The 17,661-nt window shown below is 55.4% G+C and carries 15 protein-coding genes; 1 reads left to right on the top strand and 14 read right to left on the bottom strand.

Annotated features, from left to right (window positions below; genetic code table 11):
• Position 1: 1 nt before the first annotated feature.
• From Dvar_RS16040 to Dvar_RS15980, 13 genes are all read right to left on the bottom strand, one after another.
• Positions 2-460, bottom strand: coding sequence for a Crp/Fnr family transcriptional regulator (locus Dvar_RS16040; RefSeq protein WP_419662699.1), 459 nt, complete (start codon positions 458-460; stop codon positions 2-4).
• A 61-nt stretch (positions 461-521) separates the two neighbouring features.
• Entirely contained in the window at positions 522-2,477 is a 1,956-nt protein-coding gene (locus tag Dvar_RS16035; RefSeq protein ID WP_419662698.1) for a heterodisulfide reductase-related iron-sulfur binding cluster, read from the bottom strand.
• The gene (locus tag Dvar_RS16030) at positions 2,478-3,365 is read right to left on the bottom strand and encodes an electron transfer flavoprotein subunit alpha/FixB family protein (RefSeq protein ID WP_419662697.1); all 888 of its coding nucleotides are present in this window, start codon (positions 3,363-3,365) and stop codon (positions 2,478-2,480) included.
• Between the two features lie 67 nt (positions 3,366-3,432).
• A complete protein-coding gene (locus tag Dvar_RS16025; protein WP_419662696.1) occupies positions 3,433-4,278 on the bottom strand; it encodes an electron transfer flavoprotein beta subunit/FixA family protein in 846 nt (281 codons plus the stop codon).
• A 119-nt stretch (positions 4,279-4,397) separates the two neighbouring features.
• Positions 4,398-5,168, bottom strand: a complete 771-nt coding sequence (locus Dvar_RS16020) for an enoyl-CoA hydratase/isomerase family protein (RefSeq protein ID WP_419662695.1) — start codon at positions 5,166-5,168, stop codon at positions 4,398-4,400.
• Positions 5,169-5,184: 16 nt separating this feature from the next.
• Positions 5,185-6,414 carry an acyl-CoA dehydrogenase family protein gene (locus Dvar_RS16015; RefSeq protein WP_419662694.1) on the bottom strand — a complete coding sequence of 410 codons (1,230 nt, stop codon included), beginning with the start codon at positions 6,412-6,414 and terminating at the stop codon, positions 5,185-5,187.
• A gap of 58 nt (positions 6,415-6,472) precedes the next feature.
• Positions 6,473-7,702 carry a CaiB/BaiF CoA transferase family protein gene (locus Dvar_RS16010; RefSeq protein ID WP_419662693.1) on the bottom strand — a complete coding sequence of 410 codons (1,230 nt, stop codon included), beginning with the start codon at positions 7,700-7,702 and terminating at the stop codon, positions 6,473-6,475.
• Entirely contained in the window at positions 7,692-8,921 is a 1,230-nt protein-coding gene (locus Dvar_RS16005; protein ID WP_419662692.1) for a CaiB/BaiF CoA transferase family protein, read from the bottom strand. The genes Dvar_RS16010 and Dvar_RS16005 overlap by 11 nt, the downstream gene beginning before the upstream one ends.
• Positions 8,922-9,215: 294 nt before the next feature.
• Entirely contained in the window at positions 9,216-9,962 is a 747-nt protein-coding gene (locus tag Dvar_RS16000; protein WP_419662691.1) for an SDR family NAD(P)-dependent oxidoreductase, read from the bottom strand.
• A 33-nt stretch (positions 9,963-9,995) separates the two neighbouring features.
• Positions 9,996-10,745 (bottom strand): SDR family NAD(P)-dependent oxidoreductase, encoded by a 750-nt coding sequence (locus Dvar_RS15995; RefSeq protein ID WP_419662690.1) that lies wholly within the window; start codon positions 10,743-10,745, stop codon positions 9,996-9,998.
• Between the two features lie 78 nt (positions 10,746-10,823).
• A complete protein-coding gene (locus Dvar_RS15990) occupies positions 10,824-11,993 on the bottom strand; it encodes a thiolase family protein (protein ID WP_419662689.1) in 1,170 nt (389 codons plus the stop codon).
• A gap of 57 nt (positions 11,994-12,050) precedes the next feature.
• Entirely contained in the window at positions 12,051-12,485 is a 435-nt protein-coding gene (locus Dvar_RS15985) for a Zn-ribbon domain-containing OB-fold protein (RefSeq protein WP_419662688.1), read from the bottom strand.
• A 467-nt stretch (positions 12,486-12,952) separates the two neighbouring features.
• Positions 12,953-14,158 carry a TetR/AcrR family transcriptional regulator gene (locus Dvar_RS15980; protein ID WP_419662687.1) on the bottom strand — a complete coding sequence of 402 codons (1,206 nt, stop codon included), beginning with the start codon at positions 14,156-14,158 and terminating at the stop codon, positions 12,953-12,955.
• A 594-nt stretch (positions 14,159-14,752) separates the two neighbouring features.
• On the opposite strand from Dvar_RS15980, the gene Dvar_RS15975 reads away from it, so the two are divergent.
• The gene (locus tag Dvar_RS15975; protein WP_419662686.1) at positions 14,753-15,625 is read left to right on the top strand and encodes an AAA family ATPase; all 873 of its coding nucleotides are present in this window, start codon (positions 14,753-14,755) and stop codon (positions 15,623-15,625) included.
• A 17-nt stretch (positions 15,626-15,642) separates the two neighbouring features.
• Here the strand turns inward: Dvar_RS15975 and Dvar_RS15970 are convergent, their stop codons facing one another.
• Positions 15,643-17,604, bottom strand: a complete 1,962-nt coding sequence (locus tag Dvar_RS15970; RefSeq protein ID WP_419662685.1) for an FAD-dependent oxidoreductase — start codon at positions 17,602-17,604, stop codon at positions 15,643-15,645.
• Positions 17,605-17,661: the final 57 nt, after the last annotated feature.

Here is a 17,661-nt window from a genome sequence, read left to right as displayed (position 1 = left end):
TCTAAATGGATTGAATCTGGGGGATCGGGTGGGTTCGATACATCAGACGACGTTTGGCGATGTATGCGATCCGACGCATCATCAGAAAACCCAGTTCAAAATCCTGGTAAAACAGCAGCAGCATATCGCTGGCCAGAAAGCGCAGCACCCGGGTCGGAGACAGTACCCGGGCATCGGTCAGATAGGTTTTCTCTTCCATCTCGATCAGAGAGGAGAACCCGATGGCACTGCCGGCCACGACGGTTTCCAGGCGCACGATTTTTCCCATCAAACTTTCAAACTCCAGGCTGATTTCGCCTTCCAGGACGTTGTAGAAATACTTGGCGTCCCGCCGGTGCTTGTTCAGGAATTCGCCTTCCTGGTATTCCCTGCTCTGGGCAATGGCGGCCAGGCGTTCGATCATCTCGTCCGAAAAGTCTTCATAAAAGGCGAGGGATTTTAAAATGGAAGGATCAACCATCTGTGTACGCTCTCTTCCTGGGCAATGGTTGCCCGGTTGGTAATGGATGGGAACCGAATTATTACAATTGCTCGGCAACCAGTTCGGCAATATCGAAAGCCTTTGGTTCCTCGGTAAATTTCTTGGTCCCGTCGGTAATCATCAGCAGACAGAAGGGACACGCCGTAGCGATTTTATCCGCACCGGTATCCAGGGCCTCCTTGCTGCGCCGCTGGTTGATGCGCTCACCCACCTCTTCGGCCCAGTAATTACCGCCCCCACCGCCGCAACAAAAGCTGTCCGCCCCGTGGTTGGGCATCTCCACCAGCCGCCCTACCCTGCCGATCAGCTGGCGTGGTTCATCGAAAATCCGGTTGCGCCGTCCTAAGTAGCACGGATCATGGTAAGCAATGCTTGTACTGCTCCAGCCCGGCGTAATCTTTTTCTGGGTGATCAACTGTTCGATGAACACCGCATGGGGAATCAGGGTATAGGTGCCGCCCATTGGCGGATAGTGCCTCGAAAAACTGTTGTAACAGTGCGGACACAAGGTGATGATTTTGTTGACGCCCAGCTCGTTGAACTCCTCGATGTTCATCTGGGCCAGTTCCGAAAACAAAAACTCGTTGCCCATCTGCTTGGCCGGATCACCGGTGCAGCGTGACTCCTCGAGGATGCCGTAGGACACCCCCGCCTTGTCCAGAATGCGCACCATGGCCCGGGCAATCTTCTGGGCCCGCTCCTCATAGGTTGCCGAACAGCCGATCCACAGCAAATACTCGGTTTCACCCTTGGCAAAGATCGGGACGTCCAGATCCTTGCGCCATTCGTTGGGACCCGATCCGGTGCCGAAAAACGGATGGGCGCGCTGTTCCAGGCTGCTCATGGCCTTGCCCATCAGCTCGGGGATGCGCGACTGCTCCATGACCAGGTTCTGCCGGAACTTCAAAATGGTCTTGGGCTGGTTGATGCAGGCCGGGCAGGCCTCCATACAGGCCGTGCAGGTGGTGCAGGCAAACAGGGCCTCCTCGGTCATCTCGTCGATCAAACCGTCGTCTTCAAATCCGCCATGGGTCAGCCGCTCGGCCAGGGTCAGCATGACCCCCTTGGGAGACAGGGGCTTGCCCGTGCTGGCCGCCGGGCAGACCTCATGACACCGGCCGCACCACAAACAGGTGCTGTAATCCAGCAGCCGTTTGCGGGTAAAATCGGCCAGGGTGGCACACCCTAATGTCGGCATCGCCTCGGCATCCTCATCGTCAAAGGTGGCAAAGTCGATGACTCCCATCTTACTGCCCGGCATGGGATCGGCCAGGGCCGCATTGGTGGGCACCAGCAGGATGTGCATCATGGGCGAAAAGGGAATCGCAGCGATGAAGGCCATGCACAATAGGCCATGCCCCCACCAGAGAACCTGGTGGGCGGCAAGGGCATCCGCCGGCAGCCAACCGGCGAGCACATTGCCTACAAACGCATGCGGGTCCGGGCCGTTGGCAGCGATGCGCAGTCCCTCCACCAGAAAACCGGAGATCAGGATAACGGCCAACAGACCGATCTGAAGCAAAAATCCGGCACGGGCCTTGGGGGTCACGAGCCGTTCGGGCGGCATGAGACGGCGAACGAGAAAAAAGACCACGCCGATCAGGGCCAGCAGCCCGGCCAGATCCAGGCCGAAGGACATGACCCACTTATTGAAGCCGCCCGTAAACACCGGCACGCCGCCCCACACGTTGAGCACCACCAAACTCGTACCCACGAAAAGCACCAGCATGCCCCAGAACACGAAACCGTGGGCAATACCGGCAAAGATCTTCTTGTAGAGCTTTGCGCCCAGGATGCCTTTGAAGATCAGCGAATGCACGAACACCGGACCGATTTTACCGGGCAGATCCTTAATCTTGGCACGCAACCGGACCTTGCCTTGCCGAATCCGCTTCCAATGCATCTGGATGCCGTAAACGAAGATCACCACCGCCACCAGGGCGAAGGCATCGATCAGAATGCCGTAGCTGATGTTCCAGTAAGGGATGCGTGACATTTATTGCTCCTCTTTGAGGGCCTGGATGAGTGCCGGTACCACTTTTTTATAGTCTTCGACGATACCGAAGCGGGCCCGCTTGAAAATGTTGGCGTCCTCGTCCTTATTGATCGCCACCACGCACTTGGCATTTGCGATGCCGGCCAGGTGCTGGCTGGCCCCGGAAATCCCCACGGCAAAGTAGACCGATGGGGCCACGATATTACCGGTCTGCCCGATCTGCATGGTGGGGGCGGCCCATCCCTCGTCCACGGCCCCGCGGGAAGCACCCACGCCGGCCTTGAGGATGGCGGCGGTTTCCCGCAGCATGCTAAAGTTCTCACCGCTCCCCACACCCCGGCCCCCGGAGACAATCACCTCGGCATCCTCCAGGGGAATGCCCTCGCTTTCGACGGCCGATTCGCCCATCAGGGTGATCGCGGCACCGGCGCTGTCCAAGGGCACGGGAATGGCAACACCGTCGAGATCGGCCGGCTCGAAATACTTGCGGCGCACGGTCAGGATGGCCGGTACCTGGCTGATTTTATGGGTGGCCACAGCCTTGCCACCGTAAATGGGCCGGGTGACGGTCATGTCGGCGGATGCGCCGATCACCTCGGTCAGCACGGGGGCGCTCAAGCGGACGCTCAAGGGGCCGGCGATTTCAGCCCCCACCGTGGTGGCCGAGAGCAGCACCAGCTGATAATCGCTATTGCGGATCAGGTTGACCAAGGCATCGATCAGGTTGGCGCCCACGGCCGCGTCGCTGCAGTAGGCCATGGTATAGGTACCGGGGATCTCCCCAGTGCCCAGGGCGACGATGTCCGGCGTGTCGCCGAAGATGCGGCCCACGGTGACCAGCTCGCCGATTCGTTTGGCATCGATGACTTCTACAATCAAGGTTTTCATAGGTATCGCTCCTCCCTTAGGGCTCGCGCAAAAATAACTTCACATTTTCAGCGCCCATCCATCCCGCTCAGCGGCGTTGCGAAAACACGGAATATGCCTGATATTCCTTTGTCTTCGCGCCTTGCTGAGCGGGCGCCTGAACACTGACAATTTGTGAATTTATTTTTGCGCGAACCCTTAGCTTGGACAAGAGGGTTTTGGCGGTCTCGGCCACGTCCTCGACCGGCAGGAACTCACAGACCGATTCCATCTTGGGAATCTCAACCGACACCTCGGCCGCATTCATGGGCGAGCCCGGGATGCCGTCGATCTTTTCGACTGGTTTTTTCTTGGCCGCGAAAATGGCGCGCACCACCGGTATGCGGGGCACGTTCTCGGGGATGCTGGTGATCGAGAGCACCCCCTTACCGTTAAATTGTAGCTGGCGGGTGCCGTTCTCATGGGCCTGGACCACCATCCAGGCGTCTCCTTCGGATTTGATATGACTGATCTGGGGCAGGAACGGCCAGCCGAGCATGCCGGCCAGAATGCCATGCACCACCCCCCGGTCCATGTCCGCGGATTGCTGGCCGGCCAGCACCAGGTCCACATCGCCCAAACCGTCGATGGCCATTTTGAGGTTCTTGGCAATCACGAGGGGATCGTCCGAATCACCCATCACCAGATGGAGGGCGTCGCCGCCCATGGCAATGGCCTTCCTCAACACAGAAATATCCTCGGTTCGACCGTAGGAGATGATGGTCAGTTTGGCTTGATAGGCCTCCTTGAGTTGAACGCCGGTCTCTATGGCATTCTCGTCGTAAAGTCCGATCATTCTCTTATAGCGGCTGTGCGCCCGCCCATCGGTCAATTCGAAATCACTGGCCGGTACCTCATAGTCCGGTACCACTTTGGCAAGTACGGCAATATGCATTTTCCTTACCTCCCTTTAAAATCCACATTTGTTTACAGTGGATAGTTGACAGTTGACGGTTCACAGTTTGCGGTTTACAGCTCAACCGTGAACCGATAACCGTAAACTGTAAACCGCTATTACCGCCCCTTCCACTCGGGTTTGCGTTTTTCGCTGAACGCCTGGAAGCCTTCCTTGCGATCTTCCGTATCCCGCAGGGTTCCCCAGAGCAGGTGAGAGAAAGCGATACCGTGGTCCAGCGGCATATCCAGCCCCATCACGGCGGCCTGCTTGGCGGCCTTGACACTCAAGGGCGCATTGCCGGCAATCTTCGTGGCATACCCGGTGGCCAGGTCCATCAGTTCCTCGGGCCGGACCACATCGGAAATCAATCCCACGCGATAGGCTTCCTGGGCATCGATCATCTCTCCGGTGAGCAGCATCTTCATGGCCACGGCCTGGGGGATGGCCCGGGGCAGGCACTGGGTACCGTTGAGGCCGGCAAGGCTGGCCACCTTGACCTCGGTGAGGCCGAACTTGGCGTTGCTGCTGGCGATGCGCAGATCGCAGGCCAAAGCCATTTCCAGCCCGCCGCCCACGGCATACCCATTGATGGCGCAGATAATCGGCTTCCAGGTCTTCATGTGCGGAATGATCGGCTGGCCTTCGCGCAGCCAGATGGAGGCCATGCATTCAGCCGGCGGCGGAGTCTTTTTCATGTCCGTGCCCGTGCAAAAGGATTTCTCACCCGCGCCGGTCAACACGGCCACGCGGATATCATCGTCCGTGCGAACGTCCGCCCAGATCTCCGCCAGGCGGGTGGTCGATTCGGGGTCCAGCGAATTCATGGCCTCGGGCCGGTTCAGGGTGATAAACGCGATATGGTTTTCTTTTTTGAATTCAACACCCATGCGAATCTCCTTTTTTTTATTCCTCGGTGGCGACAATAAACGGATCATAGGGTTTTTTCTGGCGCAGCAGGGTCCGGGCCACGGTCCAGCGATGGATCTCGGACGGACCTTCCAGGATGCGCCAGATCCGTACCATGCGGGACACGTATTCGAGGCCCAGTTCCTTGGACAGCCCCACGCCGCCGTGCATCTGGATCGCCTTGTCGGTGATGTCCCAGAGCATCTCCGTGGCCAGGACTTTCAGGGACGATCCCTCGATGCGCAGGTCGGTGATGCCCTGATCGCTCTTCCAGGAGGCGTAGTAGAGCATCCAGCGCACGCTCTCCAGCTGCATGGTCGCATCGGCGATCCAGTTCTGAATCGATTGGCGACTGGCCAGGGGCTTGCCAAAGGTGACCCGCGTGTTGGCCTGGTCGATCATCATCTGGATGATACGCTCGGCCATGCCGGTGCAGCGCGAGGCCAGCTCGATGCGACGTACGCCGAAACGGTTCTGCAGGGGGATGAAGGCCTGGCCGATCTCTCCCAAAATGGCCTCGTCGCCCACTTGTACATCCTCTAATATCAGATCCCAGGTGGGCATGGCGCCAATCACCGGAATCTCGCGTCCCACACGCACGCCGGGCATGTCCTTGTCGATGAGAAAGGCGGTAAAACGGTCCTTGGTGGAGGCTTCTTTGTCGGTGACCGCGATCACGATGAAAAAGACGTTGTCCTTGTCGCACTTGCTGATAAAGGTCTTGGTGCCGTTTAAAATCCACTTGTCGCCTTTTTTTACCGCCGTTGTCTTCAGCCCGCTGACATCGGATCCGGCGCCCGGTTCGGTACAGGCCATGGCCGAGTCAAGCGCGTCGTCCACGTAGGGTTTGAAGTATTTCTCGCGCTGGCCGCCCACGCAGCAGCTGTGCAGGTAGTAGAGGTTGGGCGCGTCCGGCGGCAGCATGAAGCCGTGGGGCGAGAAGCCGATAAACGAGCGGCACATTTCTTCCAGAACCAGGGTCTTGGCCAGCATGCCCAGTCCCTGGCCACCGAATTCCTCGCCGACTTCGATGCCCCAGAACCCCAGTTCCTTGGTGATCTTTTTCAGGCGCTCGGTATCTTCCTTGGGCAGCAGCGGACCGGGCACGGTCCACAGACTCATGTCACGTTCAAGAAAGTCTTTTTCCAGGGGCAGAAGCTCGCGTTTGACGAACTCGCGCATGGCTTCCTTGAGCATCATGTATTCTTCGGAAATTGAAAAATCCATTGGGTGTTCCTTTTCTTGGATAAAGTCATTGTCGATGATACAACGTCAATCGACCGGGTCAGATCAAAAGCTCCTTTTCAATCATGTCGTCAACCTCGGTGTCCGAATAGTCCAGCATGCCGGTGAGTACCTGGCGGGTATGCTCGCCCAGAATCGGTGCCGCCGTATTCATCTCGATGGGCGTCTTGGACATCATGAACGGTGCCCGGTTATACAGGGTCGATCCCACCACCGGATGGTCCAGGTAGGCCCAGAACTGTCGCTGACGAAGATGTTTATCCTCGATGGCGCCGCGGGCATCATTGACCACACCGGCCTTGACCCCGTGACGGCACAGTTTTTCCATCAGGTCGTCGGCATATTGATTGCCGGTCCAGGCCTCGATATTTTCGTTAAGCTCGGTCTCGTTTTGTTTGCGGGCCTCGAATGTGGCGAATTTCTCATCTTCAGCCCAGGCCGGATAGTCCATGGCGGCCTTGAAGGCCAGCCACTCGGATTGGGCAAAAACGGCAATGGCAATCCACTTGCGGTAGCCCAAGGTGGTATAGACGCCGTGGGGCGCGGCATTGGGGTCGCCGTCGCCCAGGGGCTCGAAAATAGTGCCGTCGGCCGCATAGGCCATGGCGTCGGTGGGTTTCATGGCGATGGCTGAATCCAGTTGAGAGACAGATACCGTCTGGCCCCGACCGGTTTTCTCGCGCTGCAGCAGGGCGGCCATGATGCCGAAAAGCGTGTGGGTGGGCACCATGACATGATCGGTGTAGTTGGTGCCGGTGCCAAAAGGACGACCACCGGGCATCCCCGTCCGGGCGGTCAGCCCGCACAGGGCGTTGAGGTTCACACCGTACCCCATGTAGGCTTTATGCGGGCCGGAGATTCCCTGCAGACTCATGGTGACGTAAACAATACGCGGGTTGATTTCTTTTACGTCGTCCCAGCCCAGGTTCCACTTCTCCATCTGGCCCACGCGAAAATTGTTGATAATGATATCGCTTTTTTTGATCAAGCGCACGGCCACATCCCGCGCACCCGGATGGCTCATGTTCAGGGCGATACATTTCTTGTTGGGATTGCGGTTGGCAAAATAGCCGCTGCGCTCCAGCCCCTGGCCAATACCGTCTTTGAAGGGACCGCCCTTGCGCAGGATGTCCGGCCGTTTCTTGCTCTCGATCTTGATGATTTCGGCACCGCACTGCCCCAACACATTGGTGGCGATGGGGCCGGCTCCGACCCAGGAGAAATCACAGACCACAATCCCGTCCAGTGCTCTTTTCAAATTAGCCAACATGGATGATGCCCTCCTTGGTCAGGGTTTCGATCTGTTTCGTTTCATAGCCGATCTCGCGCATGATCTCGGCCGTGTGCTGGCCGAACGTCGGTGCCGGGTTGCCCAGCTGCCACGCCAGCTCGCCGAATTCGTAGGGCGCGCCCGGATAAACCACGTCGCCGCCCAAATTCTCATGATGCAGGGTTTTCCAGAAATCCCGATAGCGCAGCTGCGGGTTCTCCAAAAGGTCCTTGCCGTTGCTCACCGGTGTCAGTGCCACGCGGTGGGCCTGGCCTTTTTCATACAGGGTCTGCTTGTCATGCTGCATGGTATAGCGTTCGAAGATGCGGCAGAAGGTCTCGTAGCCTTCCTTGGTTTTGCGGTAGCCCGGATCGATCCATTTGTCTTCGGCAAAGACTTCCCATTCCTCTATATTTTCCTCCTTCATCCACGCCAGGAAGGGTTCCCACATGACCCGGTTGCTACCCATGATGGCCACAATGGCAAAATAGCCATCCTTGCAGGGATGCACAGTGGCCGACCCGGCCTCGGTGCCCCGGCCACGGCGGTTTTTGCCCTCCAGGTCCCAGTACTGGGCGGCGTTTTCCAGGGCCATGCCCACCGACTCCATGCAGGAGACATCGATGAACTGACCGACACCGTTGCGCCGGGCAAAAAGCAAAGCAATGGAGCTGCCCACCGCCGCATACGCCTCGGCCATGCGATAACTCTGGTCGTCACAGGCCCGCACCGGCTTGTCGTTGTCGATCCCGGCCAGAAAAAGAAACCCGCCCATGGCGCTGCAGGTCAGATCACATCCCGGTAAATCCTTGTAGGGACCGAAACTGCCGAAGGGCGTGATGGCCGTTTGAATCAGCCGCGGATTGATTGCGCTCAGCCGGTCATAGGACAGCCCTAATCTGTCGAGATAGCCGGGGGTAAAACTCTCAAAAAGCAGATCCGATTGACCGCATAGTTTCAGGAAGACATCCTTGCCCGCCTGCGTTGTAATATCAAGGGCCATGCCACGTTTGCCGGCATTGTAATAGAGGAACTGGAGGCTGCTGTCCTTACCCGGTTCGTTTTTGTAGAAGGGGCCGACGTCCCGCAGGGGATCCTGGGTGAGTGATTCGAGGTGGATCACGTCGGCGCCCAAGTTGGCGTAAAGTTTTGCAGCATAGGGCCCCAGCGTACCGGTGAAGTCCAGTACCCGTATACCCGATAGAGAATTGTCATCCATCGATATCCTCCTTGACACCCGCTTTGGACCACCTGGATTCCATATCGGGTGAGTAATGACAGGTTTTTATTGGTGTCACACCGTTGACAATGCGCTAAGAGCCTGTTTGATAAATCCGTCTAAGGCCCGCTAACGGTGTTGGAAAATGTCTCAAAATGCTCACATATTCCATATATGCTCCGCTTTAGAGCCACTTTCCGCCTTGTTATCGGGCCTGATCCAGATTTCTAAAACAGGCTCTGAAAAGACGGTGGCCCGGGGGGATAGGGCAGCGTGCGGGCCACCGTCCATCCATCAACCGGAGTACAGGCTGCGGCCGCCGCACACATACAGAACCTGGCCGGTAAAATAACTGCTTTCGTCATCCGCCAGGAAGAGAACCGCTTCGGCAATATCATCGATGTTTCCCAACTGGCCGGTGGGTTGTTTGGAGAGGAGAAAATTCTTGTTTTTCTCCGGTAGTTCATCCCACAGGGGCGTATGGATCAAGCCGGGGGCGATACAATTGGAGGTGACCCCCTTACCGCCCAACTCCAGGGCCATGACCCGTGACAATCCCACCAGGCCGGCCTTGGCCGAGGTGTAAGGCGCCTGTCCGGCGCCACCCAGCCAGGCCCGTGAAACAATGTTGATGATCCGGCCATGCTTGTTGGGGACCATGTGGTTATGGGCCGCCTGGCTGCACAAAAAGGCCCCTTTGAGGTTGACGTTGACCGTGATGTCCCAGTCTGCTTCAGTGAGTTTTCTTAAAGCGCCGGCACGTTCCATGCCGGCGTTATTGACCAGGATGTCGAGGCTGCCTAATTCATTTACGGTATTCTCGACCATTGCATCCACGGCCGCCTTGTCGGCGATGTTGGCCACCTGGCCGGTGGCCGCAAAGCCGCCTGCTTTCAACTCGGCGACGGTTGCCTCGACCTTCTCGGCCTGAATATCGTTAATTACTACTTTGGCGCCCTTTTCCGCCAGCCGGCGGGCGGTCTGCTTGCCGATACCGCTGGCTGATCCGGTGACGATGGCAACTCTGTTTTCAATACCCATGGAAGTCCTCCATAATTGACTGATGTCTGACGGTTAAATGGACATGGAAAAATGGATGCTTTTCCCACCGCAGGCAAAAAAGGTTTGACCGGTGACGTAGGGTGAGCGCTGCGAGGCGAAAAATCCGACCGCCTTGGCCACGTCTTCCGGTTTCCCGATTCTTCTCACCGGGATTGCCTTGATGAGATTGTCGATCTGCGCATCGGTCATGTCGGCCGTGGCGATGTCGCCTTTGGCCACGCAATTGACGGTGACGCCGTCTTTGGCCGACTCCAGGGCCAGGGCGCGCGTCAGGCCAAAGAGCGATGATTTGGCTGCCGCGTAACTGGACAGTCCAGGCAGGCCAATATAAGAGAGACTGCCGATGTTGATGACGCGGCCATAATTGCGTGCCCGCATGCCGGGCAGGATCTCACGGGTCAAAAAGAACACCGGGTCCACATTCCGATCGAAGGCTGTCTGCCAACCTTCGGTCGAAACGTCATCCAACGGATTTTCATCACAATGGTCGAAATTATTCACCAGGATGTCGATCGTGCCGAGCTTGTCGGCCACATCGGCGATCATGGCCCTGATTTCATCTGGGTGGGTCGGGTCGATCGTCGCCCCCATGGCCTGGGCGTCGCCCTTGGCAAGCTCGGCGACCAGCGCCTCGACCTTTTGGGGATCGGTATCCATGACGACAACGCGGGCGCCTTTGCTGGCAAGGCGCCGGCAGATTGCCGAGCCGATTTCATCTGTGGCGCCGGCAACGACGGCCACATTGTTTTTGACTGCTTCCACTTGAATCCTCCTTTGTGCGTGTTTTGCACGTGTTGAAAGCTTCAGGCAACATGGTCCTGTTGAATCAGGATGAATCGATTACCAGTCACTGACCAGCATGTGCATGGTGCACGCGGCATGCTCGGTGCCGGAAAGACCGCCACCGGTGACATGACTCATGGCCACGCGGGGGATGGGGTCGACCTGGTAGCCATTGCACTGACCACGAAGCTGTTTGACGTTGGCCGCGATCTGGGCGGCGCCCGATGCGCCGATGGGATGGCCGTAGGAGAGCATGCCGCCGCGGGGGCTGACCACGCACTGGCCGCCATAGGTGGCCTGGCCGTCACGCAGGAACTTGAGCCCGTCGCCTTTTTTGCAAAGCCCCATACATTCGTAATAAAGCAACTCAGCGATGGTAAAGGCGTCGTGCAGTTCGAGGATATCGACATCTTCGGGGCCGATGCCCGATTCCTCGTATAACTTCTCGCTGGTCATTTCGGTAATATCGTCGCCGGTAATGTCCCGCGGGCGGTTGTGGTAGGGACCGGAGGTGACCACCGCACCGGCCACGCGAACCGGTTTTTCGATGCCCAGTTTCTTGACCATTTCCTTGGAGCAGACCACCACGGCACCGGCGCCGTCGGCAATGCCGCAGCACTGGTGCAGGGTCATGGGATAGGCCACCATGCGGGAGTTGACGACTTCTTCGACGGAAATGTCGCCCTTGAACCAGGCGTTGGGGTTGTGGGTGGCATGTTTACGGTTCTTGACCGTGATCATGGCAAAGTCTTCGATGGTGGCGCCCCGTTCATGCATATAACGGGTGGCACGCATGGAGTACTTGCCGGTCATGACCCCGCCATGGACCGTTTCGATATCGCTCATGGCCGGCATGAAGGCGGAACCGGAAGCCCGGTGCAGGGTATGGTTTTCTGCACCCACCGCCATGGAGACCTCGGTAAAACCGAAGGCGACATCCTTGACGGCCAGATAGACCGCCATGGCACCGGCCGAGCAGGCACTTTCCACGTTGATGATGGGCATTTTGGAGAGCATTCCCAAATCCTTGAAGACGGTCTGTCCGGTGACCGTACCATTGGTGGCGTTGCCCACGTAGGCACTCTGAACAACGTTGGGACTGGTAATGTTGGAACTTTCCAGGGCCTCGTTCGCGGCCCACCGGCCCAGGGCGTCGAAATCCAGTTCATGCCTGCGAAACGGAGTCTCGCCGACCCCGGCAATGTATACTTCACGATTGAGCTTCATCCTTAACACTCCTTTGATTGGCATCGTTAAAAACGCGCGTTCCCTTGGGATCCGCGGTTAGTCCGTAACCTTCCTGAATTTATAGCTGGTGATGGGCAGGCCATCCTGGTTCATGCGGATTTCCTTGACGGTCAACTCGACTTCTTCATCGCATTGGAAGGATTCCACCTCGCCATCGAGCATGGCAAAGATGCGCAAGTCCTCGGGAAGATCCACGTATCCGATGATGTACGGTGTCTGCATGCCGGGTTGGCCGATGTAGCAGTCTGCATAACTGTAGAGCTTGCCTCTACGCGACAGGGGAACCATGTCGAACTCCTTGCCCCAACAGGTGGGACAGATATCCAATTTGGGAAAATCCAGTTGACCGCATTTTTTACAGCGATAGCCTTTGAGATAGGGTGGCGAACCGTCGTCCGGCACCTCCAGCAGGTCGGGGTGAAAAAAGGTGATGTCAGGTTTTTTTTCTTTTTTCGGTTTGCCTTTTGCCATGGCGGACTCCTTTTGATGAGCGGTGAATAAGGTTATAGAAAATAGCCCATTGTTTTGATTGAAAATCTAATCCCTGTATATTTTTCTGAAAATTTAAATATATAGTAAAATAAGCAATATATAAAATCTAGACGCTTTTACAGAATGAATAACGAACTAAATATAACCAAAAAAGATGTATTAACTGAGTAGAAATCAACCACTATCGTGATTTATTGTCAACATATTTTTGCTTTTTCTTTTAAAAAATGACTGAAAAATGGCCGATGTGTGTCATGCAGAAAGGGAAGACCAGGAAACAGCAGCTTTTTGGTTATCTGCTATGATAAAATTAAGTTATTATTAATATTGAATAAAACAACAGCCCACATGGATAGGGGAATCCATACGGGCTGCCCAACAACCTGGTGGTTCGGGATAAGATGAATAATATAGAAGAATACTCAGTAAATAATGTGGCTACTGTGTCAAATACATTGGGGATGGATCAGTACGGCGCAGCAGAGCAGGTCGCATGCTTGGGTAAACTCCTCCATCACCATTAGCGGACTGTGGTTGCCCTGGACAAACCATCGGATCGCCATGTGGGAGAAGGCACCGACAAAAAGATTGCGGTATATCCGGTTGTCCAGATTCTGTTTGAAAAGGCCTTTCTGCTTGCCCTGTTCGAGAATATCGTAAAGGGGGTCGAGGTACCGCAGGTATTGGGGATAGGATTCGGTGGTATAAAACTGTTTGTTCAACTTGACATCATTAAAGTAGACCAGCAGAAAGCGACTATCGGATGCAAAAATAAGAAAGTGGTTCCACATCATCTGGCGCAGTTGAATCAATGGGTCTTCCGAACGGAGTGCCGCTTCCATCTGTTTCCGGTAAGATTGAAATTTTTGCCGGGGGATGGAAAATAAGAGATCCTGCTTGTTTTTGTAGTGTTCATAAATCGTTCCCTCGGCAACACCGGCACGATTGGCGATCTCGATCGTTGTGGATTTATTGAACCCCTTTTCAGCAAATACCGCCTTGGCCGCTTCCTGGACAAGGTCGGCCTTGCTGGGTTTTTCGGCGGCCTGGGACTGGGTTTGACCACGCGCTTCGATCATGTTCAGGACCAGGTCCATGATGGCCTCGAAATCAGGAAGGGTCTCGGAGATCTCTCCGGCGGAAAGACAAGCCAGAGATTCTTCGTCCAGAAACCCAAAGATGATATCTCTGACTAAAAAAACATTGATATCATTGCGAAAATAATTTTGATCGATTCCAAGGCGAAGGATGTCCACCAGGACGCGGGTGTATTTCTGAAGTGTTTTTATGCATTCGTGGGTGTAAAAATCCTTGTTGGAGCGGCATTCGAAAAGCAAATTCTTGCGAATGCGGGCGTTTCCCTTATTGAAATCGTTCATGTAAAGGTGAAACCAAATCATTTTACCGAGTTTGGAGACGGGCCCCATGATGCCTTCAAAATGAAAGGTCAGTTCCTCCAAGGCTATTTCTATCTGTCCGGCAAGGGCCCAGTAAAGCAGGTCTTCCTTGTTTTTAAAGTAGTGGTAAATAATTGAATCGACGACGCCGGCCTTTTTGGCGATCTCCGTGATGGTGGCATCGCGAAGGCCTTTTTCTGAAAAGATTTCCTGAGCAGCTTTTAAAATCATTTCTTTTTTATTGTTTTTGTTCAAAATTTCTCCTTTTTTGGCCTGTACCAGTCAATTTCACGCAGTATTATTAATACGTGTCATTCAAGTTTGGCAAATGACTTTAGCGTGTCAGTCAACGTATTCTGCCCCCAATAATTCGGGTGATCTGGTAAAAACCCAGGCTTCTCATGTCATTTATAGATTTTTACTCAGAAAAAGACAAGACAAAGGATATAATTAAGATTGGAATCTTCTATTTTGTAGACCACGGGTGTGCTTCAAAAAGATGTAATTTGCATCGTCACTTCACTGACGGTTATGCAATATTAATTATAAATATCTTAATTTATAGTTAATAAAATTTTACTTTCAGTATTTCACCAATAGTAGCATGCATTCGGATGGGTGGCATTGGGTTTATTTTGATTGGAAAAACGCTTGACAAGGGATTGGGTTTGTATTTGAATATCACTCAGTTAATTCGGTCTGGCTCCCAAAGCGGCCCAAAAGGTATTTCAGCATAACCGGATCACATGCAGTTCCAGACGCATAACGGCGATTCCATCGCGGCTCCCCCGGCCGACGACACCGGTGAGGGCGATATTTTATCCATTCCAAAACAAGTGAGGTGTACCGTTGACCACAACCACCAAGCGAATCGATTTGAGCGTACCCGAAGAAGACCCCTTTTTCTATATCGACAACGATACCTTGAGCATATTGGACAAGGTCGACTTGATTTCAAAGCGACATCCATTAAATGTTCTGGTTGCCGGGAGGCAGGGCTGCGGAAAGTCTTCTGTTGTGCGCCAGTATGCAGCGGTGCATCAGAAACCCATGGCGACTTTTCAGGTGGGGATCCTGTCGGAACCCGGGCAACTTTTTGGTGAGTACACCTTGGAGAATGGCGAAACCCGCTACAAGCAGTTCCTTTTTCCTCAGGCCCTGCAGACACCCAACTGCGTCATTCACCTGGAGGAGATCAACCGGCCGGAAAACCCCAAGGCCCTGAATATGCTTTTCTCCATTCTTTCCGACGACCGCGAAGTCTGGATGGATGAGCTTGGCCTGTTGAAGGTCGCCGACGGGGTCGTTTTTTTCGCCACCCTGAACGAAGGCGACGAATTCGTAGGCACAGAACTCCTCGATCCGGCCCTGCGGGACCGGTTTTATGTGATCCTGATGGATTATCTGCCCAATGCGGTGGAACGTGAGGTGCTGCTCCAGAAGACCGGAATCAGCGAAGAAAAAGCCGACGACGTGATCAATGCCATTAATCTGCTGCGCAGCCGCTCGGAAAACGGTCTTGAGATCTCGACACGCATTACCCTGATGATCGGGGAGATGGTCGCTGTGGGTGCGAGCCTGAAGGAAGCCATCGTCACCAGCCTGCAGACCACCAAGGAAAACCTGGAATCGATCCTATTGTCTTTGCAGCTGGAAAGCGGTCACCGGCAAAAAGGTAAAACGGAATATGTGCGTTATACAAAGAATGTGCTGCGTGAATAGCCAGCGCAAACGATGATTCAGATCTGAAGGCCGACGTTGTAGCCTTGGCTTATCGCGGCCATTAGGTCTCCGGGTGCCTGGCAGTCGCCAATCCGGTAAAATGGGATTCCACGGGCGTTGATCCCCTCCTCAAACGAGGGGTCGGCCTCCTGGCCGGTGCAAAGAACGACAAAATCGGCTTCGATCAATTTATTTTGTCCTTCGGTTTCTACCATGATTCCATTCGAGGAAACGGACGTGGCACGGGTTTGCGCCAGCAGTCGGGCCCCCTTGTCAGCCAATCGCAGCAACAGCGGCATCCGGGTAATCATCGGCATGTCCTGTCCCAATGCCTCCTGCATCTCAACCAGGGTTACCTTTTTCCCCATCTCCAGAAGATAATCGGCAGTTTCCAATCCAACCAGCCCCCCACCGATGATCACAGCCGCGGCGCCTAAGTTAAGATCGGCTTTCAGCACCTCTTCCGCCGTTTTCACAAAACCGTTTGATGCCTTCAAGAAGTCAGGGACAATGGGACGGCCGCCGGTAGCCACCACAACCACATCGGGCTTTGCCGTGGAAACGGTCTTAACCGTGGCGGTTTGATTCAATACGATTTGAACGCCTTCACGTGACGCCTGGCGATGAAGAAACGACCTGAATTCAAAAAGCTCTGCTTTACCGGGGGGAGCAGCGGCAACGCTAAGCCGTCCGCCAAGATCCTCGTTTTTCTCCCAGAGAACAACCGCATGCCCTCTTTGGGATGCAACAATTGATGCTTCCAGGCCGGCCGGCCCGCCCCCCACCACCAAGACCCGCTTCTTTCGCTTGGCCTTTACCGGTCCGATGCGAGCCGTTTTCTCCCGGCCGAGCATCGGATTGACCAAGCAGCTGATCGGCCGCCCTTTCTCAATATTGCCCACACAGCCCTGGCAACAGGAAACGCACGGCCGGATGTCCTCCCAGCGCCCTTGCTGTGCCTTGTTCACCCACTCCGGATCGGCCAATAGCGGCCGGCCCAGGGCGATCATATCGGCGCGCTTCTCTTGAAGCACCCGTTCGGCAAAATCCACATGCCGGATCTTGTTGACCGCAATCACGGGGATAGAAACCGCCTGTTTGATGTTCTCGGCCAAATGGACGATGCATCCTTCCGGCATCCCCATGGTGGCCTCGGCCGGGATGAATTCCTTGTCCCAGAGAATACTACCAAACCCCACAGACACATGCAGTGCCGCGACACCGCTGGCCTCAAGGGCTTTGGCAATATACTGCAGATCCTCGGCCGAATTGCCATCTTGCGGTTCCTGGCCGTTCATGCGGCAGACAATCGGGTAATCGGGACCAACTTCGTGTTTGATCCGCTGAATGATCTCCAGGACGATCTTCAGACGGCCCTGCAGATCTTCCCCATAGGCGTCGCGCCGTTTGTTGGCCCATGGTGAAAGAAACTGGCCGAGAAGATACATGTGCGCGCAGTGCAGCCCAATCATATCGAAACCTGCGTTAACCGTTCTGCGGGCCGCCATTCCAAAGGCCTCGATGATGCCGTGGATCTCTTCGGTGCTCAGCGGTCTGGGGACCACATGCCCCGGCGTCGGATGGGCCAGCGGTGATGGCGCGACAGGCAGGCGGCCACCGGTACGCGTCAGGCGCATCGTGCGCGGTGACAGATGCCCTGCCCGACGTCCGGCATGGGAGAGCTGCAGCATTGCCTTGGCACCTTCTTGCTTGATGGCCTGACTCAACCGCCTGAGCCCCGGAATACACCGCTCATGATCCACCGCAAGCGGGTTGTCCGTATTGTTACCCAACGGATAGTCAACGATGCCGTCCTCAACGGTTACCAGCCCGACACCGCCCCTTGCCCGCGCCTGGTAATAGTGGATCATGCGCTCGGTGACGAGTCCTTTTCTGACATAATGCGTGGTCATCGGAGCCATGACGATTCGGTTCCTGACTGGGATACCGCCAATCTGTGTGGGTTCAAACAGTTTCAAAGTTGATTCCCCCTGGCCGATTATTAATGGGTTGATTATTGAATTAAGCAACAATCA

This window comes from Desulfosarcina variabilis str. Montpellier (assembly GCF_048565275.1).
Taxonomy (GTDB): domain Bacteria; phylum Desulfobacterota; class Desulfobacteria; order Desulfobacterales; family Desulfosarcinaceae; genus Desulfosarcina; species Desulfosarcina variabilis.
Note: the sequence above shows the minus strand (reverse complement) of the source record. Positions and strands in the feature narration are given on the sequence as shown.